The sequence below is a fragment of the Craurococcus roseus genome (assembly GCF_039523795.1).
Lineage (GTDB): Bacteria > Pseudomonadota > Alphaproteobacteria > Acetobacterales > Acetobacteraceae > Craurococcus > Craurococcus roseus.
In genome coordinates, this window is record NZ_BAAAFZ010000036.1 from 5,049 (window position 1) to 24,271 (window position 19,223).

General features: G+C 72.7%; 25 protein-coding genes. 8 read left to right on the forward strand and 17 right to left on the reverse strand.

Annotated features, from left to right (window positions below; genetic code table 11):
* Nucleotides 1-627 (reverse strand): urease accessory protein UreD (locus ABD067_RS13100; protein WP_343895753.1); only part of this gene is annotated, 627 nt, incomplete at its 3' end.
* A 118-nt stretch (nt 628-745) separates the two neighbouring features.
* On the opposite strand from ABD067_RS13100, the gene ABD067_RS13105 reads away from it, so the two are divergent.
* From ABD067_RS13105 to ABD067_RS13120, 4 genes are all read left to right on the forward strand, one after another.
* Complete coding sequence (locus ABD067_RS13105) at nt 746-2,017, forward strand: AmpG family muropeptide MFS transporter (protein WP_343895754.1); 1,272 nt, start codon at nt 746-748, stop codon at nt 2,015-2,017.
* The gene (locus ABD067_RS13110) at nt 2,014-2,367 is read left to right on the forward strand and encodes a DMT family protein (protein ID WP_343895755.1); all 354 of its coding nucleotides are present in this window, start codon (nt 2,014-2,016) and stop codon (nt 2,365-2,367) included. Before ABD067_RS13105 ends, ABD067_RS13110 begins: the two co-directional genes overlap by 4 nt.
* Nucleotides 2,368-2,420: 53 nt before the next feature.
* Complete coding sequence (ald, locus tag ABD067_RS13115) at nt 2,421-3,539, forward strand: alanine dehydrogenase (protein WP_343895756.1); 1,119 nt, start codon at nt 2,421-2,423, stop codon at nt 3,537-3,539.
* Nucleotides 3,540-3,638: 99 nt separating this feature from the next.
* A complete protein-coding gene (locus tag ABD067_RS13120; protein WP_343895757.1) occupies nt 3,639-4,754 on the forward strand; it encodes an alkene reductase in 1,116 nt (371 codons plus the stop codon).
* Between the two features lie 21 nt (nt 4,755-4,775).
* Here the strand turns inward: ABD067_RS13120 and gshB are convergent, their stop codons facing one another.
* The 12 genes from gshB to hisB form a co-directional block, all read right to left on the reverse strand.
* Nucleotides 4,776-5,726 (reverse strand): glutathione synthase, encoded by a 951-nt coding sequence (gshB, locus tag ABD067_RS13125; RefSeq protein WP_343895758.1) that lies wholly within the window; start codon nt 5,724-5,726, stop codon nt 4,776-4,778.
* Nucleotides 5,727-5,742: 16 nt separating this feature from the next.
* Entirely contained in the window at nt 5,743-6,594 is an 852-nt protein-coding gene (locus ABD067_RS13130) for a SirB1 family protein (RefSeq protein ID WP_343895759.1), read from the reverse strand.
* 48 nt (nt 6,595-6,642) lie between these two features.
* A complete protein-coding gene (locus ABD067_RS13135) occupies nt 6,643-7,032 on the reverse strand; it encodes a histidine triad nucleotide-binding protein (RefSeq protein ID WP_343895760.1) in 390 nt (129 codons plus the stop codon).
* A 23-nt stretch (nt 7,033-7,055) separates the two neighbouring features.
* The gene (locus ABD067_RS13140; protein ID WP_343895762.1) at nt 7,056-7,580 is read right to left on the reverse strand and encodes a phosphoribosyl-ATP diphosphatase; all 525 of its coding nucleotides are present in this window, start codon (nt 7,578-7,580) and stop codon (nt 7,056-7,058) included.
* A 2-nt stretch (nt 7,581-7,582) separates the two neighbouring features.
* Nucleotides 7,583-8,362 (reverse strand): imidazole glycerol phosphate synthase subunit HisF, encoded by a 780-nt coding sequence (gene hisF / locus ABD067_RS13145; protein WP_343895763.1) that lies wholly within the window; start codon nt 8,360-8,362, stop codon nt 7,583-7,585.
* A 96-nt stretch (nt 8,363-8,458) separates the two neighbouring features.
* Nucleotides 8,459-8,758, reverse strand: a complete 300-nt coding sequence (locus ABD067_RS13150; RefSeq protein WP_343895764.1) for a DUF1330 domain-containing protein — start codon at nt 8,756-8,758, stop codon at nt 8,459-8,461.
* The gene (locus ABD067_RS26420; RefSeq protein ID WP_408871553.1) at nt 8,737-9,111 is read right to left on the reverse strand and encodes a RidA family protein; all 375 of its coding nucleotides are present in this window, start codon (nt 9,109-9,111) and stop codon (nt 8,737-8,739) included. The genes ABD067_RS13150 and ABD067_RS26420 overlap by 22 nt, the downstream gene beginning before the upstream one ends.
* Nucleotides 9,112-9,265: 154 nt before the next feature.
* Nucleotides 9,266-10,003 carry a 1-(5-phosphoribosyl)-5-[(5-phosphoribosylamino)methylideneamino]imidazole-4-carboxamide isomerase gene (hisA, locus tag ABD067_RS13155; protein ID WP_456305249.1) on the reverse strand — a complete coding sequence of 246 codons (738 nt, stop codon included), beginning with the start codon at nt 10,001-10,003 and terminating at the stop codon, nt 9,266-9,268.
* Between the two features lies 1 nt (nt 10,004).
* Nucleotides 10,005-10,529 carry a GNAT family N-acetyltransferase gene (locus tag ABD067_RS13160; RefSeq protein WP_343895810.1) on the reverse strand — a complete coding sequence of 175 codons (525 nt, stop codon included), beginning with the start codon at nt 10,527-10,529 and terminating at the stop codon, nt 10,005-10,007.
* Between the two features lie 80 nt (nt 10,530-10,609).
* Nucleotides 10,610-11,305, reverse strand: a complete 696-nt coding sequence (gene hisH / locus ABD067_RS13165) for an imidazole glycerol phosphate synthase subunit HisH (protein ID WP_343895765.1) — start codon at nt 11,303-11,305, stop codon at nt 10,610-10,612.
* Complete coding sequence (locus ABD067_RS13170) at nt 11,302-11,700, reverse strand: DUF2628 domain-containing protein (RefSeq protein WP_343895766.1); 399 nt, start codon at nt 11,698-11,700, stop codon at nt 11,302-11,304. The genes hisH and ABD067_RS13170 overlap by 4 nt, the downstream gene beginning before the upstream one ends.
* Nucleotides 11,700-12,320 carry an imidazoleglycerol-phosphate dehydratase HisB gene (gene hisB, locus ABD067_RS13175; protein ID WP_343895767.1) on the reverse strand — a complete coding sequence of 207 codons (621 nt, stop codon included), beginning with the start codon at nt 12,318-12,320 and terminating at the stop codon, nt 11,700-11,702. The genes ABD067_RS13170 and hisB overlap by 1 nt, the downstream gene beginning before the upstream one ends.
* 137 nt (nt 12,321-12,457) lie before the next feature.
* On the opposite strand from hisB, the gene ABD067_RS13180 reads away from it, so the two are divergent.
* From ABD067_RS13180 to hslU, 3 genes are all read left to right on the forward strand, one after another.
* Complete coding sequence (locus ABD067_RS13180; RefSeq protein WP_343895768.1) at nt 12,458-13,507, forward strand: tetratricopeptide repeat protein; 1,050 nt, start codon at nt 12,458-12,460, stop codon at nt 13,505-13,507.
* A gap of 140 nt (nt 13,508-13,647) precedes the next feature.
* Complete coding sequence (gene hslV / locus ABD067_RS13185) at nt 13,648-14,214, forward strand: ATP-dependent protease subunit HslV (protein ID WP_343895769.1); 567 nt, start codon at nt 13,648-13,650, stop codon at nt 14,212-14,214.
* Nucleotides 14,214-15,542 (forward strand): ATP-dependent protease ATPase subunit HslU, encoded by a 1,329-nt coding sequence (gene hslU, locus ABD067_RS13190; protein ID WP_343895771.1) that lies wholly within the window; start codon nt 14,214-14,216, stop codon nt 15,540-15,542. The genes hslV and hslU overlap by 1 nt, the downstream gene beginning before the upstream one ends.
* Nucleotides 15,543-15,552: 10 nt before the next feature.
* Here hslU and ABD067_RS13195 read toward each other — a convergent pair whose 3' ends face one another.
* Complete coding sequence (locus tag ABD067_RS13195) at nt 15,553-16,035, reverse strand: DUF3833 family protein (RefSeq protein WP_343895772.1); 483 nt, start codon at nt 16,033-16,035, stop codon at nt 15,553-15,555.
* A 130-nt stretch (nt 16,036-16,165) separates the two neighbouring features.
* Between ABD067_RS13195 and ABD067_RS13200 the strand changes: the two genes are divergently transcribed.
* On the forward strand, nt 16,166-17,008 hold the full coding sequence (locus tag ABD067_RS13200; protein WP_343895773.1) for an EcsC family protein: 843 nt from the start codon (nt 16,166-16,168) through the stop codon (nt 17,006-17,008).
* Nucleotides 17,009-17,035: 27 nt separating this feature from the next.
* On the opposite strand, the gene ABD067_RS13205 is transcribed toward ABD067_RS13200, so the two are convergent.
* The 3 genes from ABD067_RS13205 to odhB form a co-directional block, all read right to left on the reverse strand.
* Complete coding sequence (locus tag ABD067_RS13205) at nt 17,036-17,341, reverse strand: hypothetical protein (RefSeq protein ID WP_343895774.1); 306 nt, start codon at nt 17,339-17,341, stop codon at nt 17,036-17,038.
* A gap of 183 nt (nt 17,342-17,524) precedes the next feature.
* Nucleotides 17,525-17,809 (reverse strand): hypothetical protein, encoded by a 285-nt coding sequence (locus ABD067_RS13210; protein ID WP_343895775.1) that lies wholly within the window; start codon nt 17,807-17,809, stop codon nt 17,525-17,527.
* Nucleotides 17,810-17,923: 114 nt separating this feature from the next.
* Nucleotides 17,924-19,198 carry a 2-oxoglutarate dehydrogenase complex dihydrolipoyllysine-residue succinyltransferase gene (odhB, locus tag ABD067_RS13215; protein WP_343895776.1) on the reverse strand — a complete coding sequence of 425 codons (1,275 nt, stop codon included), beginning with the start codon at nt 19,196-19,198 and terminating at the stop codon, nt 17,924-17,926.
* Nucleotides 19,199-19,223: the final 25 nt, after the last annotated feature.

Here is a 19,223-nt window from a genome sequence, read left to right on the forward strand (position 1 = left end):
GCCCGGTCCGGCCAGCAGCAAGGTGCCCGACGCTTCGGCGCCGGCGAAGCCGAAGGGCGCCGCCAGGGCCTCGCCCGGATCGTCCGGCAGCGCCAGCGCGTCGGCCCACAGCAGCCCGTCCGGCCCGTGGACGCGCCACGCGTCCAGCAGCGCGCCGCCCCGCATCCGCTCGCCCCGCGCCGCGCGGCCGAAGACCAGGGTTTCCGCCGCCAGCAGCGTGGCGCCCCCGGCGAGATCCGCGCGCAGGCGCCGTTCCAGCCGGGCGCCGTCGAACAGGATGGTCTCCTGCGGTATCCACTCCAGCACCGCGCCCTGCCCGATGGCGAGCCGCGTGGCGATGCGCGTTTCGGGACCGAGGCTGCGGTAGACCTTCTCCGCGGCGGCCGTGCTCACCGTCGCCCGCGCGGCCGCTTCCAACGCCACCTCCTGCCGCAGCGCATCGCCCCCGGCGAGGCCGCCGGCGCAATTCACGGCGGCGGCCAGCGGCGGTTCGCCCGCCTCCGGCGTCGGGAACAGCACGCGCAGCGGCGCCTGCTGGAACAGGTGGCGCAGCCTGCCGTCCGGGCCGAACCGCAGCTCGAAGGCGCCGTCGGCGCGTTGGTGCCGCGGCGGCGGCGCTGTCGGCATCGGATGGTCGCGCGGCATCCGTCGCAGCGTCGCACGGCCGCCGGAACGGCGTAAGGCGCGCGCGGGGCGGCGCACGCGCGGCTTCCCGTTAGGCTCCGGCCCTGCTAACGAACGCGTGATGACCGCTGCCCCTGCCACGCCCACTCCCTGGTGGGACCGGCGCTTCGCCGTGCTGCTCGCCCTGGGCTTCTCGGCCGGCGTGCCCCTGCCCCTGGTGGCGGGGCTGGTGCTGCGGCAATGGTTCTCCGAGGCCGGGGTTTCGCTGACGGAGATCGGCCTCACGGCGCTGATCGGGCTGTCCTACTCGCTCAAATTCCTTTGGTCGCCGGCGCTGGACGCGCTGCCGCCGCCGCTGTTCCGCGGCTTCGGCCGGCGGCGCGGCTGGCTGCTGACGATCCAACCGCTGCTCGCCCTCGCCATCCTGGCGACGGGCCTGACGGACCCGGCGACCGACCCGCTGCGGACCGCCGCCCTCGCGGCGCTGGTCGCCTTCCTGTCGGCGAGCCAGGACATCGTGGTGGACGCATGGCGCATCGAAGCGCTGGCGGAGCGCGAGCAGGGGCTGGGCCTCGCCTTCTACGTGTGGGGCTATCGCGGCGCCTTGCTGGCAAGCGGCGCCGGCGCGCTGTGGATGGTAGGCGTCGTGGGCTGGGCCGGCGCCTACGCCTACGCGGCCTGCCTGATCGCGGCCGGCGTGCTGGCCGCGCTGGCGGCGCCGGAGCCCGCGCCGCCCGCCCTGCCGCCCGCGGGGTGGCGGGCGCGGCTCGCCGGCGCCGTGCTGCACCCATTTCTGGACTTCGTGCGGCGCCGGCACTGGCTGGCGATCCTGCTTTTCGTCGCGATGTTCAAGCTGGGCGAGGCGCTGGCCGGCGTGATGACCGCGCCGTTCTACCGCTCGCTCGGCTTCTCGCGCGAAACGGTGGCGGGCGTCGCCAGCGTGTTCGGCCTTTTCGCCACGCTCGGCGGCGCGCTCGCCGGCGGCTGGCTGGTGGCGCGGATCGGGACCGCGCGGGCGTTGGTGCTGACCGGCCTCGGCCAGATGCTGTCGAACCTGATGTACGTGGCCCTGGCCGGGGCGGGGAGCAGCCTGCCGATGCTCTGGGCGCAGGTGGGCGTGGAGAACTTCACGGACGGCTTGGCCGACGCCGCCTTCATCACCTACCTGTCCGCCCTCACCTCCCGCGCCTTCACGGCGACGCAGTACGCGCTGCTCTCCTCGCTCGCCGCCGTGCCATTGCGGACCCTGGGTGCGGGTTCCGGCGCGCTGGCGGAGGCGCTGGGCTGGCCGGGCTTCTTCCTGCTGACCACCGCCGCGGCGCTGCCCGCCATGGGGCTGATGCTGTGGCTGCTGAGGCGCCTGCCGCCCGAGGAGGACCGCGCCGCGCCATGACCTCTCCGTACATGCTCCCGCCGCTGCTGCTGTTCGGCAGAAACATCCTGATGACCGTCGCTTGGTACGGCCACCTGAAACGGCCGGATTGGCCGCTCTGGCTCGCCATCGCCGTGGCCTGGGGCATCGCCTTCCTGGAATACTGCCTCGCGGTGCCGGCCAACCGCATCGGCTACCTGGCCGGCGCGTACAACGGGCAGCAGCTCAAGGTCATGCAGGAGGTCATCACGCTGGCCGTGTTCGCCGGCTTCAGCGTCCTCGTCCTGGGGGAAGAGCTGCGCTGGAACTACGCTGCGGCCATGGCCTGCCTGGTGGCGGCGGTGACGTTCATCTTCCTGCCAGTGAAGTGAACGCGCCCGGCGCCGCCCCATATGGAAGCGGCGGAACACAGCGGAGAGGCGGCATGCGGATCGGCGTCCCGAAAGAGGTGAAGGTCCACGAGTACCGCGTGGGCCTCGTGCCCGCTTCGGTGCGGGAGCTGGTGCGGAACGGCCACGAGGCGCTGGTGGAGGCCGGCGCCGGCGCTTCCATCGGCTTCCCGGATTCGGCCTACGTCGCCGCCGGCGCCTCCATCGTGCCGGACGCCGCCTCGGTGTTCGGGCAGGCGGACATGGTGGTGAAGGTGAAGGAGCCGCAGCCGGAAGAATGGCGGCGCCTCCGCCGCGGCCAGATCCTGTTCACCTACCTCCACCTCGCGCCCGACCCGGAGCAGGCGCGCGGCGTGATGGAGAGCGGCTGCACCGCCATAGCCTACGAGACGGTGACCGACGCGCACGGCGGCCTGCCGCTGCTGGCGCCGATGAGCGAGGTGGCGGGGCGCATGGCGGTGCAGGTCGGCGCCCGTTGCCTGGAGCGCGAGGCGGGCGGCGCCGGCATCCTGCTCTCCGGCGTGCCCGGCGTGCCGGGCGCGCGCGTCGCGGTGATCGGCGGCGGCGTGGTGGGCTCCAACGCCGCGCGCATCGCCTGCGGGATGCGCGCTCGTGTCACCGTGCTGGACCGTTCGCTCCGCGTGCTGGACGCGCTGGACCGCGAATTCAACGGCAACATCTCCACCCTCTTCGCAACGGGCGACTCGGTGGAGCAAGCCGTGCTGGAAGCGGACCTCGTCATCGGCGCGGTGCTGGTGCCCGGCGCCGCCGCGCCGCGCCTCGTCACGCGCGACATGGTGCGGCGGATGCGGCCGGGCAGCGTCATGGTGGACGTGGCGATCGACCAGGGCGGCTGCTTCGAGACCTCCCGCCCGACCACCCACGCGGAGCCGACCTACGTGGTGGACGGCGTGGTGCACTACTGCGTCACCAACATGCCGGGCGCCGTGGCGCGCACCTCGGCGGTGGCGTTGAACAACGCGACGCTGCCCTTCACACTGGCGTTGGCCGACCAGGGCTTCCCGGGCGCTTTGCGCGCGAACCCGCACCTCGCGCGCGGCCTCAACGTCCACGCGGGCCGCATCGCGCATCCGGCGGTCGCCGAGGCGCTGGGCATGGAGTTGCTGCCGCCGGAAGCCGCGGTCCAGGGTTGAGTTGTCGCCGCCGCGCATACCCGCCATGCGCGGCGATGCCCCTGGATGCGGGGCGGGGGCGGCCCATGTCGCGCTGCAACGCAACGCGAGGCCTGTCCCATGCCTGACGAAACCACCGCCCCCGACCTGTTCCAGCCCGTCCGGATGGGCGCCCTCGCCCTGGCCAACCGCGTCGTCATGGCGCCGCTCACCCGCAGCCGCGCCGGGGCGGGCGACGTGCCCGGGCCGCTGAACGCCACCTACTACGCGCAGCGCGCCTCCGCCGGGCTCATCATCTCCGAGGCCACCAACATCACCCAGCAGGGCAAGGGCTACGCCTTCACGCCCGGCATCTGGAGCGACGAGCAGGTCGCTGGCTGGCGGCTGGTGACGGACGCGGTGCACGAGCGCGGCGGCCGCATCGTTTGCCAGCTCTGGCACGTGGGCCGCATCTCCCACCCGTCCTTGCAGCCGAACGGCGTCCTGCCGGTCGCGCCCTCCGCCATCAAGCCGCAAGGCAACGCCTTCACCGAAACGGGCTTCCAGCCGCACGTCGCGCCGCGCGCCCTGGACACGGAGGAGATCGCCGGCATCGTGGCCGATTACCGCCACGCGGCGGAGCAGGCCAAGCGCGCCGGCTTCGACGGCGTGGAGATCCACGCGGCGAACGGCTACCTGATCGACCAGTTCCTGCGCGACGGCACCAACAAGCGCACCGACCGTTACGGCGGCAGCGTCGAGAACCGCATCCGCTTCCTGCTTGAAGTGACGGAAGCCGTCACCGGCGTCTGGGGCGGCGAGCGCACCGGCCTGCGCCTGTCCCCCGTCAGCCCGGCCAACGACATCTCCGACAGCGACCCGATGGCGGTGTTCGGCCCGGCGGTGGAAGCGGTGAACCGCTTCGATCTCGCCTACCTGCACTTCGTCGAGGGCGCCACGGGCGGCGACCGGAACGTCGCACCGGACTTCGACTTCCTGAAGCTGCGCCGGGCCTTCAACGGCTTGACCATGGCGAACAACGGCTACGACCTCGACCTCGCCGTGCGGACGCTGCGCGAGGGCCGGGCCGACCTGATCGCCTTCGGCCGGCCTTACATCTCCAACCCGGACTTGGTGGAGCGCCTGCGCCGCGGCGCCCCGCTCGCCAAAGCGGACAAGGACACCTTCTACGGCGGCGACGCGCGCGGCTACACCGACTACCCCGCGCTGGATCAGGAGCAGCTCAACGCGGCCTGACCGAATTGCGGCGGAGCGGCCTCAGCCGGCCCGCTTCGCCTCGATCGCGTCCCAAATCGCCTCCGCCAGGTTCACGCCGTCGAAGCGCGCGATCTCCTGCAAGCCGGTCGGGCTGGTGACGTTGATCTCGGTCAGGTACTGGCCGATCACGTCGATGCCGACGAAGATCAGCCCGCGCGCCCGCAGCTCCGGGCCGATGCGCTCGCAGATCTCGCGCTCGCGCGGCGTCAGCGCCGTCTTCTCGGCCTTGCCGCCGACGTGCATGTTGCTGCGCGACTCGCCCGCGGCCGGCACGCGGTTGATGGCGCCCATGGCGATGCCATCCACCAGGATGATACGCTTGTCGCCCTTGCGCACCTCAGGCACGTACTTCTGCACCACCAGCGGCTCGCGGGAGCGCTCGGTGAACATCTCGACCAGCGCGTTGAGGTTGCTGTCGTCGGGGCGCAGGTGGAACACGCCGGCGCCGCCGTTGCCGAACAGCGGCTTGACGATGATGTCGCCGTGCTTCTCGCGGAAGCGCGCGATCTGCCGCCGGTCGGCCGTCACCAGCGTCTCCGGCATCAACTCCGGGAAGTGCGTGACGTAGAGCTTCTCCGGCGCGTTCCGCACGCTCGCCGGGTCGTTCACCACCAGCGTCTCCGGGTGGATGTGCTCCAGGATGTGGGTGGCCGTGATGTAGGCCATGTCGAAGGGCGGGTCCTGGCGCATCAAGACCACGTCCATGGTGGAGAGGTCCAGCTCCTCCTCGTCCCCGAAGCGCCAGTGCGCGGCCTTCTTCCGCTCCACCTCGACGGGGTGCGCCCGCGCCAGCACCCGCCCGGCCGCGAAGGACAGGTCGCGCACGTGGTAATGCCAGAGCGCATGGCCTCGCCCCTGCGCCTCCAGCATCAGGGCGAAGGTGCTGTCGGCGTCGATGTCGATGCCCTGGATGGGGTCCATCTGCACCGCGACCTTCAGGGCACGCGCCATACCGTTCCTCTCCCCGTCAGTTCAGCCGGTGCCGCAGTTCCTCAACCACGGCGCGGAGGCGGCTCGCGGTCTCGCCCGTTGGCTCCAGTTCGATCGCCCGGTCGAGGCAGGCCAGGGCGGCGCCGATCCGGTCGAGCCGCTGGTTCATCAGCCCCGCCTCGCGCCACAGCCCGACGTGGTCCGGCGCCAAGCGCAGCATGTCCTCGGCGCAGCCGAGCGCGCCCTCCAGGTCGCGGGCGCGGAGCCGCCGGAGCTTGAGGTTGTTCTGCAAGCGCAGCAGCACCTCGCGCTTCTCCATGCGCCGCAGCACGCCCGGGCGCAGCTCCGCCTTCTCGCCCTCGAACCGCTTGAGCAGGGCGCGCAGATCCGGCGCTTGCAGGCCCGTGCCGCCGCCGAAGACGTCCGCCACCGCCTGCCCGCGCTCGCCCTCCACCGCGACCAGGAAATGGCCGGGGAAGTCGATCCCGTACGCCGCCCAGCCCGCCGCCTCGGCCGCGTGCAGCCACAGGATGCCGAGCGCCACCGGCAGGCCGCGGCGGCGCTCCACCACGCGAATCAGGTTGGCGTTGGCCGGATCGTCGTAGGTCTCAGTGTCGCCGGCGTAGCCGAGCCTGCCGTGCAGCAGGTCGGCGAGGGCGCGCCGCCGCCGCTCCGCGTCCCCGGCATCGGCCGCGGGGTCCGCCGTGGCGGCGGCCACGGCGTCCCGCGCCAGGTCGGACAGGGCGGCTTCGGCGGCGCGCCAGTCGGCGTCCGGCGCGTCGATGCGGGCGAACTGCAAGGCGGCCGCTGCGAGGTCCACCTCAACGTCCGGCAGCAGCCCGTTCGCCGAGAGCGCGGCGCGCGCCTCCTCCTGCGGAGTCATGGCCATGCCCGCAATGTCGCGGCGCCGGCGCCCGGCTTCAAGCGCTGGGCCGCTTCACGCCGCCGAGGCCTCCGGGACCATGCGCCCCAGGCGCCGGCCGCCGAAGATGTGGACGTGGAAGTGCCCCACCTCCTGCCCGGCGTCCGGCCCCATGTTGGAGAGGACGCGGTAGCCTGTCTCCTCCAGGCCAAGCTGCCGCGCCACCAGCGCCACCGCGCGCCAGAAACCGGCGACCTCCTCCGCCTCGGCCCCGGCGTGGAAGTCCGCCGCGCTGCACCACTCCCCCTTTGGTATGACCAGCACGTGGACCGGCGCCTGCGGGGCGATGTCGTGGAAGGCCAGCGCGTGGCCGTCCTCGTGGACGCGCTTGCAGGGGATCTCGCCGCGCAGGATGCGCGCGAAAATGTTCTCGGGGTCGTAGGGCGGCTTACCGGAAATGGACATCGGGGCGGCGCTCTCCTATCCTTTCATGGCAGCTTGCCCGTGCGGGCGACGCGGCGGATGGCGCGGGGCCGGGCCGCCTTTTCGGCGATGCCGCTGATGCCCTCGCGCCGCCGTAACTCGGCCCAGACCTCCTCCGGCCGGATGCCCGCGTCCACCCAGACCACCAGCAGATGGTACAGCACGTCGGCGGATTCGAGCACGATCTCGGGCCGGTGCCCCTGCGCCGCCTCGATGACGCACTCCACCGCCTCTTCGCCGAGCTTCTGCGCCACCTTGGCGGTGCCGCGCGCCAGCAGCCGGGCGGAGTGCGAATAGCGGACGTCGCCGGCCAAGCGCCGGCTCTCGACGGTCTGCCAGAGCCGGTCCAGCACCGTGGCGTCGGCGCCAGCGGTCTCGACCTCCAGCGGACGCAGCACCCGCGCCTCCGCCAGCCGCACCGACTTCGGCGGCTTTGGGGCGCGGACGGCGGCGCGCGTCCCCTTCGCGGCCTTCTTCGGCTTGTCCGGCTTCGCCTTGGCGGGTTTCTTCGCCTTCGCGGCCTTGGCCATGCTCAGGCGGTTTCCATGGCCGCCGCGGCGGGGCGCACCGGTAGGCCTGCCGCCGCCAACGCCGCCTTGGCGTCCGCGATGCGGAACTCGCCGTAATGGAACACGCTGGCCGCCAGCAACCCCGTGGCGCCGGCGCGCGCGCCCTCCACAAAGTGCCCGACGCTGCCCACGCCGCCGGACGCGATGAGCGGCACGCCGGTCGCCGCCCGCACGGCCCGCAGCAGCTCCGTGTCGAAGCCGGATTTGGTGCCGTCGCGGTCCATGGAGGTCAGCAGGATCTCTCCCGCCCCGGCCCGCGCCATGCGCCGCGCCCATTCCACCGCGTCGAGGCCGGTCGGGCGGCGCCCGCCGTGGGTGAACACCTCCCACCGGCCGGGGCCTGAAGCGCGCGCGTCCACCGCCACCACGATGCACTGGCTGCCGAAGGCCTCCGCGGCGCGGGAAACCAGTTCGGGCTCGGCCACGGCGGCGCTGTTGATGCTGGCCTTGTCCGCGCCCGCCAGCAACAGGCGGCGGATGTCGTCCACGCTGCGGACGCCCCCGCCCACCGTCATCGGGATGAACAGCTCCGCCGCGGTGCGGGAGACGACGTCGAGGATGGTGTCCCGGTTCTCGTGCGAGGCGGCGATGTCGAGGAACGTGACCTCGTCCGCCCCCTCCCGCCCGTAGAGCCGCGCCTGCTCCACCGGGTCGCCGGCATCGCGGAGCGAGACGAAGTTCACGCCCTTCACCACGCGGCCGTCCTTCACATCGAGGCAGGGGATCACGCGAAGGGCCAGCACGGCGCCACCTCAGCAACAAGCACCCGCAGCGACGGGCTCGGACGGTGCCATGACGCCCCGGCGGAGACGGGTCAAGCGGCGTCGGCGCCCAGGCCGTCAGGCCGGCGGCGTCCAGCCCTCGACCAGCACGATGTCCGACGCGGCGCTCTCTTGCCGCAGCCGGAGGAGCGGCGCGTATTCCGGGCTGTCGTAGAAGCCCCGCGCGGCGTCCAAGGACGGGAATTCGAGCACGACGAGGCGCTTGAGGCCGAGGTCGCCCTCCACGGGATGGAGTTCGCCGCCGCGCACGAGGTAACGCCCGCCGTGCTTCTCGACCAGCGGGGCTACCCGCTCCCGGTAGGCGCCGAACCTTTCCGCGTCGCGGATGTCGAGGTTCACGATGAAGTAGGCCGCCATGGTCCTTCTTCTCCCGCGGTGGCGCCCCGATCAGGCCAGGGCGACGCACTCGGTCTCGATGTCGAACTCCAGGGGCCAGGAGCCCACGGCGACGAAGGTTCGGGCGGGGGCTTGTCCGGGAAATGGCGCGCGTAAACGCGGTTCACCTTGGCGAAATGCGCCGCGTTGCTGACGTACACCGTTGCCTTCACGACCTTCTCCATGGACGAACCCGCGGCCTCAAGGGCGTGCTTCAGCGCCGCCAGCGACGCTTCGGTCTGCTCTTCTATGCCGCCGTCCACGATCTTGCCGGACGCGAGGTCGATGCCGGGGCAAGCCGGACACGAAAACGAATCCGTACGCCCGCACCACAGGCGAAAGCGGCACGCCGGCCATGCGGATCATGTCGAAGACGATGGGAACCTCAACGATTTCCTTGCCCACGCTGGCCCCTCTTCGCCGGGGGCGCCCATCGTGCCCCTCCTCCGGCGGCCTTGTCACCAGAGCCGTTCGCCCGGGCCCGTCGCCCTAGCGGTCCGCCACCAGCGCCAGCGCCTCGGCGGCGTCGATCCGCCCGTCGTACAGCGCGCGGCCGATCACCACGCCTTCGATCCCCTCGGACGCCACCGCCGACAGCGCCGCCAAGTCGTCGAGCGAGGCGACGCCGCCCGAGGCGATCACCGGCAGGGACACGGCGCGGGCCAGCGCCAGGGTCGCTTCCAGGTTCACGCCGCGCAGCATCCCGTCGCGGTCGATGTCGGTGTAGATGATGGCGGCGACGCCCGCGTCCTCGAAGCGGCGGGCGAGGTCGGACGCCGTCATGGTGGACGCCTCGGCCCAGCCCTCCACGGCGACCATGCCCTGCCGCGCGTCGATGCCGACCGCCACCCGCCCCGGGTGCTTGGCGCAGGCGGCGCGCACCAGGTCGGGGTTCTTCACCGCGGCCGAGCCGAGGATGGCGCGCTCCACGCCGCGCGCCAGCCAAGCGTCCACCGTCCGCATGTCGCGGATGCCACCGCCGAGTTGCACCGGCACGCCCGGCACGGCGGCGAGGATCGCCTCGACGGCGGCGGCGTTGGCCGGGCGGCCGGCGAAGGCGCCGTCCAGGTCCACCACGTGCAGCCACGAAAAGCCCTGCGCGGCGAAGGAGCGCGCCTGCTCCTGGGGCCGGCCGGAATACACGGTGGCCTGCGCCATGTCGCCGCGCCGGAGGCGGACCACCTGCCCGCCCTTAAGGTCGATCGCCGGGTAGATACGCAGGCCCATCTCATCCGGCCTCCCCGCCGCGGCCCATCACCTGCTCCGTGCTGCGCCCGCGCCCGGGCTCCAGCAGCTTGTAGTAGTAATGGCCGGCCACGGTCTGCCCGCGGACCCGAGCATAGGCCGGGTGCGTGCCCCAGCGGACGTAGCCCAAGGCCTCGAACAGCAGTATGGCCGTGGTCTGCGTTTCGCGCACGTCGAGGTTCAACACCCGGTGCCCGAGTGCGGCGGCCCGCTCCTCCACCCGCTGGATCATCAGCCGGGCGAGGCCGTGGCCGCGGGCGTAGGGCGCGATGTAGGCGTGGGTGAGCGTGGCGCCGAAGGCCTGCGCCTCGTTGTGGCGGGGCGGGCGGACGAGCTGGACGCTGCCCGCCACATGGCCGTCCAGGCGCGCCACGAGCAATTCCCGCTCCGGCACCAGCAGCACGCCGCGGAAGTGCCGCTCCAGGGCGGCGCGGCCCTGCGGCTCCACCCAGCCGAAGCCGCCGCCCTCGATGATGGCGGCGTCCGTCGCCTCGCACAGCTCGGCCATCTCGTGGTCGGCGAGCTCCGCCACCAACTCCACCGCGATCTGGGCCTTGCCGAATTGGATGTGGTCGCGCCGGAACGGGCTCACGGGTCCCACCGCAGGAAATTCCTCAGGATGCGCAGCCCAACCTCCGCGCTTTTTTCCACATGGAACTGGGTGCCGGCGACGTTGCCGCTCGCCACCACGGCCACGACCGGGCCACCGTAGTCGGTGGTCGCGACCACCTCCTCCGCCGAGGCGCCCCTCAACGCGTAGGAATGCACGAAGTAGGCGTGCGACCCCGGCCCGACGCCCTCCAACAAAGCGTGTCCGCCAGGCGCCGCCGCCGCCGCGAGCGTGTTCCAGCCCATCTGCGGCAGCGGGAGCGGGAGGCCGCCGGCGCCCGCGCCGGGCGCCATGGGCGCGATCTCGCCCTTGATCCAGCCGAGGCCCGGCGTTTCACCGTGCTCCAGGCCGCGCTCGGCAAGGATCTGCATGCCGACGCAGATGCCGAGCAGCGGCACGCCCCGGCCCCGCACCGCGTCCTCCAGCGTTTCCACCATGCCGGGCAGGGCGAAGAGGCCCCGCATGCAAGCCGAGAAGGCGCCCTGCCCGGGCAGCACGATCCGCGACGCAAGCGCCACGACCGCGGGGTCGCGCGTGACTTCCGCCTCCACCGGCGCGTCCGCCAACGCCGAAGCGCGCTCCAGCGCCCGCAGCACCGAAGCAAGATTCCCGGACCCAGGGTCCACGACGGCCACGCGGCCGCCGCCCTGCCGCCGCCGAGGGGAGGCGCTCATGCCAGGGCGGCCCGGCCCCACGCCGAACCGAGTTCCGGCCGCGCCGCGAGCAGCCGCTCGAGCGCCCGCTCCTCGTCGTGCTCCGCGACCACGTGCGCCTGCGCGTAGCCCCACCGGGCGAGGGCGCGCCGCCGCAGGTCGCGCGCGTGGCAGCCGAGGAGGAACTGCAACGCCGGCAACGCAAGGACGCCCCCGGCCGAGGCCAGCAGGAGGGCCATCCCCGCGGCCACGAACCACAGCAAGGCTGGCAGCCACAGCCGGTTCGCCAGCAGCCAGAACGGCCCGAACAGGAACGCGCCCCAGGAGAACCCTTCGCGCACTAGTACCGGGGCGCGGCGCGACGGTCGGCCTTCGCGGTCCAGGGCGGGCGGCAGGTGGACGGTCCAAATGCGCATCAGGCTTCCAGCATCCCCTTGGTCGAGGGCACCGCGCCCGGCGCGCGCGGGTCGGGCTCGGTGGCCATGCGGAGCGCCCGCGCCATGGCTTTGAAGCAGGCTTCGGCGACATGGTGCGCGTTGGTGCCGGCCTTCAAGGCGAGGTGCAGCGTGATGCCGGCGTTGAAGGCGAAGGCGCGGAAGAACTCCTGGAACAGTTCCGTGTCCATCTCGCCGATCTTCGGGGGGCCGAAGGGCACCGACCACGCCAGGAACGGCCGGCCGGAGATGTCCACGGCCGCCTCCGCCAGCGCCTCGTCCATGGGCAGGACGGCGTGGCCGTAGCGGCGGATTCCCCGTTTGTCCCCCAGCGCCTGCCGCAGCGCTTGGCCGAGGACGATGCCCGTGTCCTCCGTGGTGTGGTGGAAGTCGATGTGCAGATCGCCCTTCGCGTGCAGCGTCAGGTCGAACAGCGCGTGGCGGGCGAGCGCCGTCAGCATGTGGTCCAGGAACCCGATGCCGGTCGCCACCTCGGCGCTCCCGGTCCCGTCCAGGTCCAGCGCGGCACGGATCGCGGTTTCGGATGTTTCCCGCACGACCTCGGCGCGCCGGCGGGGCTGAGGAGGGCGCTGGTCCTGCATGGCGGCCTGTCTAGGCCCGGTCCGGCGACGGGGCAACCGGCGCGGGAGGTTGCCACCGCCTCCTTACAATACGAACTTGCAATGAAGGCCCTTGGCGAGATATTGATCGCGCGTCGCAACAAAGTGGATGGACGCCCATGCGTAAGGTCCTGGCCGTGGCTCTGTGCGCGTCGGTCGCGGCCCCGGCCGCCGGGCCGGTGGTCGCGCGTACGGTGTACGACGAGGCCTGGGCTTGGTGCATCGGCGCCGACAGCGCCACCCACGCGCACCGCGTCGAGGGCTGCACCTGGCTGATCCGCCATGGCGACCAGAAGGGCAAGGATCTCGCTTCGGCCTTCATCAACCTCGGGCAAGCCCGCCAGGACACCCGCAATCCGGCCGTCGCCCTCGCCAGCTACGAACGGGCCATCCAGCTCGACCCGCAGGGCGCCCTCGGCTACGCCAGCCGCGGCCGGCTCCGCCAGCAGCAAGGCGACCACGCCGGCGCCCTGGCGGACTGGAACCGGGTCATCCACCTGGAGCCCCGCGCCGGCGACGCCTACAACGCCCGCGGCCTGGTCCGCGCGAGCCAGGGCGACCTCCCCGGCGCCATCGCCGACTACACCGCCGCTCTCCGGCTGGCGCCGCGGGCCACGGAGGCCTTGGTGAACCGCGGCCAGGCCCGCTTCGAGACCCGCGACATCAAGGGCGCGCTCGCCGACTACAACCGCACGCTCACCCTGTCGCCCAACCGCACCGACGCGCTGGAAGGCCGCGGCCTCGCCCGCCTCGTCGCCGGCAACTTGGCCGGCGCCCGCGCCGACTTCGACCGGGTGCTCCAGGCCGATCCTTACGCGGCGCCCGTCCTGAGCAACCGCTGCATCGCCCGCCACCGCCTGGGCGAACCGCGCGCCGCCGAGGATTGCGAGGCTGGCGTGGCGACGGCCCTGCCCCAGACGGCATGGCCGCACGCCGCACGGGCCGGGCTCCGGCTGATGGCGCACGACCTGCCCGGCGCCCGCGCCGACATCGTCGAGGCCATGCGGCGCGACCCGAACAACGCGTCGACGATGCAACTCCGCGCCCTGCTGCGCGCGCGCCTCGGCGACACCGCCGGCGCCGCCGCCGATACCCAGGCCGCACGCGCCATACAACCGCAGGTGGAAGCGCGCGTGGCGGAAATCTTCGGGGCCGGGCTGGGGCGGTGAGAAGGACGTAGCGCAGGAGCCCCAGCACCGGTCCCGCCGGTCGCCCCGGCGGTGACGGGCGCGTCACTCGGGAGGCATGGCCCACCGCCACAGTTCGCCCCGGTTGTATGCTCCCCGCGCACATCCCATCTGCGTGGATCATGAGCCCTCCGACCTCCCCTCACGACCCCTTGGGCTGGCACGGCACCACCATCCTTTGCGTCCGCAAGGGCCCGCAGGTGGCGATGGCCGGCGACGGCCAGGTTTCGCTCGGCCAGACCGTGGTGAAGGGCAACGCCCGCAAGGTCCGGCGCATCGCGCAGGGCCGCGTGCTCGCGGGCTTCGCCGGCGCCACCGCCGACGCCTTCACCCTGCTGGAGCGCCTCGAAGCCAAGCTGGAGCGCTTTCCCGACCAATTGGAGCGCGCCTGCGTCGAACTGGCGAAGGATTGGCGCACCGACCGCTACCTCCGCCGGCTGGAGGCGCTGCTCGCCGTCGCCGACCGCAACCGCTCCCTGCTCGTCACCGGCCAAGGCGACGTGCTGGAGCCGGAGGACGGCATCATCGGCATCGGCTCCGGCGGCAACTACGCGCTGGCGGCCGCCCGCGCGCTGGCGACCGTGGACGGCATAGCCGCCGACGAGGTCTGCCGGCGCGCCATGAGGATAGCCGGCGACATCTGCGTTTACACCAACAGCAACGTCGTGCTCGAAACGCTGGACACCTGATGCCGACCGAAACCGTGAACCTGAGCCCGCGCGAGATCGTCTCCGAGCTCGACCGCTACATCGTCGGCCAGAACGACGCCAAGCGCGCCGTCGCCATCGCGCTGCGCAACCGCTGGCGCCGCCAGCAGCTCCCCGAGGGGCTGCGCGAGGAGGTGGTGCCGAAGAACATCCTGATGATCGGCCCGACGGGCTGCGGCAAGACGGAGATCGCCCGCCGCCTCGCCCGCTTGGCCAACGCGCCCTTCCTCAAGGTGGAGGCGACGAAGTTCACCGAGGTCGGCTACGTCGGACGCGACGTGGAGAGCATCGTCCGCGACTTGGTGGAAGTGTCCATCACCCAGACGCGCGACCACGCCCGCAAGGAGGTCCAGGCCAAGGCGGAGCTCGCCGCAGAGGAGCGGCTGGTGACGGCCCTCGTCGGCGAGGGCGCCAGCGGCGAGACGCGGATGAAGTTCCGCCGCTTGCTGCGCGAAGGCACCATCGAGACGCGCGAGGTCGAGGTGCAGATCGCCGACCAGGGCGGCGGCATGCCCATCGGCATGATCGACCTGCCGGGCGCCCAGGGCATCCAGATGCAGAACATGCAGGAGATGCTCGGCAAGATGTTCGGCGGCAGGACCAAGCCGCGCAAGATGACGGTGGCCGAGGCGCGCCAAGCCCTGGTCCGCGACGAGGCGGACAAGCTCCTTGACCAGGAGGCGCTGACGCGCGACGCGGTCGCCAACGTCGAGAACAACGGCATCGTCTTCCTGGACGAGATCGACAAGATCTGCGCCCGCACCGGCGAGGGCGGCTTCCGCGGCGGCGACGTCTCCCGCGAGGGCGTGCAGCGCGACCTCCTGCCGCTGATCGAGGGCACCACCGTCACGACGAAGCAGGGGCCGGTGAAGACCGACCACATCCTGTTCATCGCCTCCGGGGCCTTCCACCTCGCCAAGCCGTCCGACCTGCTGCCCGAACTGCAAGGCCGCCTGCCGCTGCGGGTGGAGCTGGCGGCGCTGACGCGCGACGACTTCCGCCGCATCCTGACCGAGCCGGAGCACTCGCTCATCAAGCAGTACGTGGCGCTGCTCGGCACCGAGGGCCTGGCGATCGAGTTCACCGACGACTCGGTGGACGCCATCGCCGACCTCGCCGCCGACATCAACGCCAAGGTGGAGAACATCGGCGCCCGCCGCCTCGCCACGGTGATGGAGCGGATGCTGGAGGAGATCTCCTTCACCGCCAGCGACCGCGGCGGCGAGGCGGTGCGGGTGGACGCCGCCTACGTGCAGGAGAAGGTGGCGCCGCTGGCCGGCAGCGCCGACCTCAGCCGCTACATCCTGTAGGCGCGGCCGCTCAGGGCGCGACCCGGCGGCGGAACACCTCCGAGGCGCGCGCCACCACCAAGCCGAGCTTGCGGACGGTGAAGCGGTTCAGCAGCGTCTCGCCGTCGTCGGCCAGGTACATCCAGTGCTCGAAATCGACCCGGCGCAGCCAGTCGCCGGGCGGCAGAGTCAGGGTGTAGGCCCAATGGAATGTCCGCCCTTGCGCCTCGCCGACGGCGGTGCCGACCACCGGCGCCGAGGTCGCCTCGTATCGGTGCGCGCCCACCCGTCGCAGCCGCCATTGCCTCTCCTGCACCGAGCCGTCATCCAGGCGGACCGTTTGGTCGAGCACCAGCGCGTCCCCGTCGCGGCGCCCCTCCGCCTCGGTGGAGAAGCGGCCCGTGGACGCGCCGCCGCTGTCCTCCCACACGCCGAAGGAGGCGGTGCGGCCCTCGAAGTACCGGTCCGGCTCCAGCGCCGGCCCGCCGAGCGCGCGCAGCGCTTCCGGCGGCAAGGGCCCGCCCCGGCCGCACCCGGCGGCCGCCAACGCCAAGCATGACGCCGCGGCCCCGCGCACGACCACCCGCCGCCCCACCGGCGCGCAAGGTGAACAATTCGGCCTCGCGGGCGTTGCAGCACCGATCATGAGCGACACCACCACCGAGCATCTCCCCGTCCCCGCTTCCCTGCCGGCCGGCGCCCGCGCCGAATTGGAATCCGCGGTCGCCATCCTGGAAGGCATCTCCCTGCCCGCGCGCCTGGCCCAGGTCGTCGGCAGCTCCGTGGAGGCGCTCAAGCGCAACCTCCCCGCCCCGGCGCAGCGGCTCATCGACGGCGCGATCCGCCGCGCGCTGCGGACGGCGCTCGACACCGCCCTCCTCACCCGGCCCGGCCAAGCGCCTACGCCGCTGCCCGAGAGCTGGATGCATCGCGGGGCGCTGGCCGCGGCCGGCGCCGCCGGCGGCGCGCTCGGCCTGCCCGGCACGATCCTGGAGTTGCCGGTCTCCACCACGCTCCTGCTCCGCCAAGTGGCCACCATCGCCGCCGAGGAGGGCGAGGACCTGTCCGACCCCGTGGCGCAGGCCGAATGCCTGAAGGTCTTCGCGCTCGGCGGGCGCGATCCGTCGGACGACAACGTCGAGTCCGGCTACTTCGCCATGCGCCTGGCCCTGGCCGAGAGCCTCAAGAGCGCCGCCGGGCGCACCATGGCGCAGATGCTGCCGGGCTTGCTGGGCGCGGTGGCGAGCCGCTTCGGCGGGGCGGCCGCGTTCAAGGTGTCGGCCCAGGCCGCGCCGCTGCTCGGCGCCGCTGCCGGCGCGGCGGTGAACCTCGCCTTCCTGGAGCACTACCGCGGCATAGCGAAGGCGCACTTCACGGTGCGGCGCTTAGAGCGGCGGCACGGCGCAGCGCTGGTGCGCGCGGCTTACGAGTCGCTGCGGCCAGGCGGGCCGCAGCCGCCAGGGGCCGCGTCGCGGCGCTTCGCCTGAGCCCGCCGGCGCCGTCCGGGCAGGCGATCAGTCGCGGATGTAGACCACGCCCTGCTTGATCTTCTTCTCGCCGTGGGAGGCGTTCACGAAGCCCAGCTTGTAGGCCCCGCTGTGGATGCCCAGCGAGGTCATGTCGCAGGAATGCCAGCCGCCGTTCTTGTTCTCGTAGGTGTGGTCTTTCCTCACCGCGCCCGACGGATACGCGATCCGGATGGTGAAGGCGCCGGGCGTGGTGAACTCGACATCGATGCCGCTCGGCTCCTCGAAGGCGGCGCCTTTGTTGATCCACAGCAGGCTCTTGAAAGAGCTGCTCCCGAAACGGTAGTCGACCATGACGGGCCTCCTGTCGCATCGCCGCATCGGGACGAAGGCGGCGCAACGCCGCCGGCCGAGCCCGAACTGGCCAGGGCACGGTAGCACGGGCCGGCTGCGCTCCCCGGCCACGACACGCGGCGTGGCGGAGCGCGCCTGCGCGCGCGCCACGGGACCGGCCCGCGGCGCCCTCCGAACGGTCGCTCAGAACTCCCGCGGCGGCCGGGGCCGGCGCGGCGGGCGCGGGCCGGTGCCGAACCGCTCCTCGTAGTGCGACGGCCCGCGGCGCTCCCGCGGCGGCGGCGGCGGCGCGGCGAGGTCCGCCTCCAGCTCCTTGATGCGCCCGCCGATGGAGGCGCGCAGCTCGGGCGAGGTGTGCGGCTTGAGGGAGCGCAGCGTCTCCTTCAGCTCGGCGAGGAGGCGCACCTTCTCCTCCCGCGTGCGCTTCAGCGGGCGGTTGTCGGAGAACTGGCCGTCGTAGGAACGCATGGGACGGTTTCCCGCTCTTTGGTGTGGCTGGCGCGTTTATCGGCTCCGGCGGGCGGAAAAGCCCCTCGCCGGCTTCGGCAGCATAGCAGAACGGGCGCCGGGCGCGCCCGTTTTTCAGATGTCGAGCATCAACCGGCGCGGGTCTTCCACGCCCTCTTTCACGCGCACGAGGAAGCTCACCGCCTCCTTCCCGTCCACGATCCGGTGGTCGTAGGAGAGCGCCAGGTACATCATCGGCCGCACCTCCACCTTGCCGCCGACCACCATCGGCCGCTCCTGGATCTTGTGCATTCCCAGGATGCCGCTCTGCGGCGGGTTGAGGATCGGCGTGCTCATCAGGCTGCCGTATATCCCGCCGTTGGTGATGGTGAAGGAGCCGCCCGCCAGTTCCTCCAGCTTGAGCTGCCCGTCGCGCGCGCGCTTGCCGAACTGGCCGATGGTCTTCTCGATCTCGGCGAAGCCCATGCGGTCGGCGTGGCGCAGCACCGGCACCACCAGCCCGTTCGGGCCGCCCACGGCGATGCCCATGTGGACGAAGTTCTTGTAGACCACGTCCTCGCCGTCGATCTCGGCGTTGACGGCCGGGAACTCCTTCAGCGCCGCGACGCACGCCTTGACGAAGAAGGACATGAAGCCGAGGCGGACGCCGTGCTTCTTCTCGAAGGCGTCGCGGTACTCGGTGCGCAGCGCCATGGCCGCGCCCATGTCCACCTCGTTGAAGGTGGTGAGCATGGCGGCGGTGTTCTGCGCCTCCTTCAGCCGCGCGGCGATGGTGCGGCGGAGGCGGGTCATCTTCACCCGCTCCTCGCCCTCCTCCAACGCGCGCGGCGCGCGCGCCCCGGCGGGCGCCTGCTGCGGCTGCTGCGCGGGCGCGCGGGAGAGGAAGTCGATCACGTCGCCCTTGGCGATGCGCCCGCCTTTGGCCGAGCCGTTCCCGATCTGCTCCGCCGTGACCCCTTTCTCCGCCATCATCTTCGCGGCGGCGGGCAGCGGCGCGTGGCCGCCGGGCACGGCCACCGGACCGGAGGGCGGGCGGGGCGTTTCCACCTTCGGCTGCGGCGCGGGGGCGGACGCGGGCGCTTCGGCCTTAGGCTGCGCCGGCGCGGCGGCGGGAGCAGCGGCCTTCGCCTTCGGCGCCGCTTTGGCCGCGCCGTTGCCGGCGCCGATCACGCCGAGCACCGCGCCCGGCGACACCTCGGCGCCGGTGTCGGCGGCGATGCTCTCGATGACGCCGGCCGAGGGCGCGTTGACCTCCACCGTGACCTTGTCGGTTTCCAGCTCCACCAGCGGCTCGTCCGCCGCCACCTGCTCGCCCGCCTGCTTGAGCCAGCGCGCGACCGTCGCGGTGCTGACGCTCTCGCCCAGGGTGGGGACCACTATCTCCGTCATCGTCCTCAGCCTTCCCTTGCCGCGC

Excerpts from the sequence above, each read along its gene's own strand:
- ABD067_RS13130 (WP_343895759.1), bottom strand. The coding sequence starts at position 6,594 with ATGGCCATGACTCCGCAGGAGGAGGCGCGCGCCGCGCTCTCGGCGAAC.
- hisH (WP_343895765.1), bottom strand. The coding sequence starts at position 11,305 with ATGAGCGCCTCCCCTCGGCGGCGGCAGGGCGGCGGCCGCGTGGCCGTC.
- ABD067_RS13150 (WP_343895764.1), bottom strand. The coding sequence starts at position 8,758 with ATGGCGGCCTACTTCATCGTGAACCTCGACATCCGCGACGCGGAAAGG.
- hslU (WP_343895771.1), top strand. The coding sequence starts at position 14,214 with ATGCCGACCGAAACCGTGAACCTGAGCCCGCGCGAGATCGTCTCCGAG.
- ABD067_RS13180 (WP_343895768.1), top strand. The coding sequence starts at position 12,458 with ATGCGTAAGGTCCTGGCCGTGGCTCTGTGCGCGTCGGTCGCGGCCCCG.
- ABD067_RS13140 (WP_343895762.1), bottom strand. The coding sequence starts at position 7,580 with ATGGCCAAGGCCGCGAAGGCGAAGAAACCCGCCAAGGCGAAGCCGGAC.
- ABD067_RS13160 (WP_343895810.1), bottom strand. The coding sequence starts at position 10,529 with ATGGCCGAGCTGTGCGAGGCGACGGACGCCGCCATCATCGAGGGCGGC.
- ABD067_RS13200 (WP_343895773.1), top strand. The coding sequence starts at position 16,166 with ATGAGCGACACCACCACCGAGCATCTCCCCGTCCCCGCTTCCCTGCCG.
- gshB (WP_343895758.1), bottom strand. The coding sequence starts at position 5,726 with ATGGCGCGTGCCCTGAAGGTCGCGGTGCAGATGGACCCCATCCAGGGC.
- odhB (WP_343895776.1), bottom strand. The coding sequence starts at position 19,198 with ATGACGGAGATAGTGGTCCCCACCCTGGGCGAGAGCGTCAGCACCGCG.
- ABD067_RS13205 (WP_343895774.1), bottom strand. The coding sequence starts at position 17,341 with ATGGTCGACTACCGTTTCGGGAGCAGCTCTTTCAAGAGCCTGCTGTGG.
- ABD067_RS13120 (WP_343895757.1), top strand. The coding sequence starts at position 3,639 with ATGCCTGACGAAACCACCGCCCCCGACCTGTTCCAGCCCGTCCGGATG.
- hisB (WP_343895767.1), bottom strand. The coding sequence starts at position 12,320 with ATGCAGGACCAGCGCCCTCCTCAGCCCCGCCGGCGCGCCGAGGTCGTG.
- hisA (WP_456305249.1), bottom strand. The coding sequence starts at position 10,003 with ATGGGCCTGCGTATCTACCCGGCGATCGACCTTAAGGGCGGGCAGGTG.
- ald (WP_343895756.1), top strand. The coding sequence starts at position 2,421 with ATGCGGATCGGCGTCCCGAAAGAGGTGAAGGTCCACGAGTACCGCGTG.
- hslV (WP_343895769.1), top strand. The coding sequence starts at position 13,648 with ATGAGCCCTCCGACCTCCCCTCACGACCCCTTGGGCTGGCACGGCACC.
- ABD067_RS13170 (WP_343895766.1), bottom strand. The coding sequence starts at position 11,700 with ATGCGCATTTGGACCGTCCACCTGCCGCCCGCCCTGGACCGCGAAGGC.
- ABD067_RS13105 (WP_343895754.1), top strand. The coding sequence starts at position 746 with ATGACCGCTGCCCCTGCCACGCCCACTCCCTGGTGGGACCGGCGCTTC.
- ABD067_RS13110 (WP_343895755.1), top strand. The coding sequence starts at position 2,014 with ATGACCTCTCCGTACATGCTCCCGCCGCTGCTGCTGTTCGGCAGAAAC.
- ABD067_RS13210 (WP_343895775.1), bottom strand. The coding sequence starts at position 17,809 with ATGCGTTCCTACGACGGCCAGTTCTCCGACAACCGCCCGCTGAAGCGC.
- ABD067_RS13135 (WP_343895760.1), bottom strand. The coding sequence starts at position 7,032 with ATGTCCATTTCCGGTAAGCCGCCCTACGACCCCGAGAACATTTTCGCG.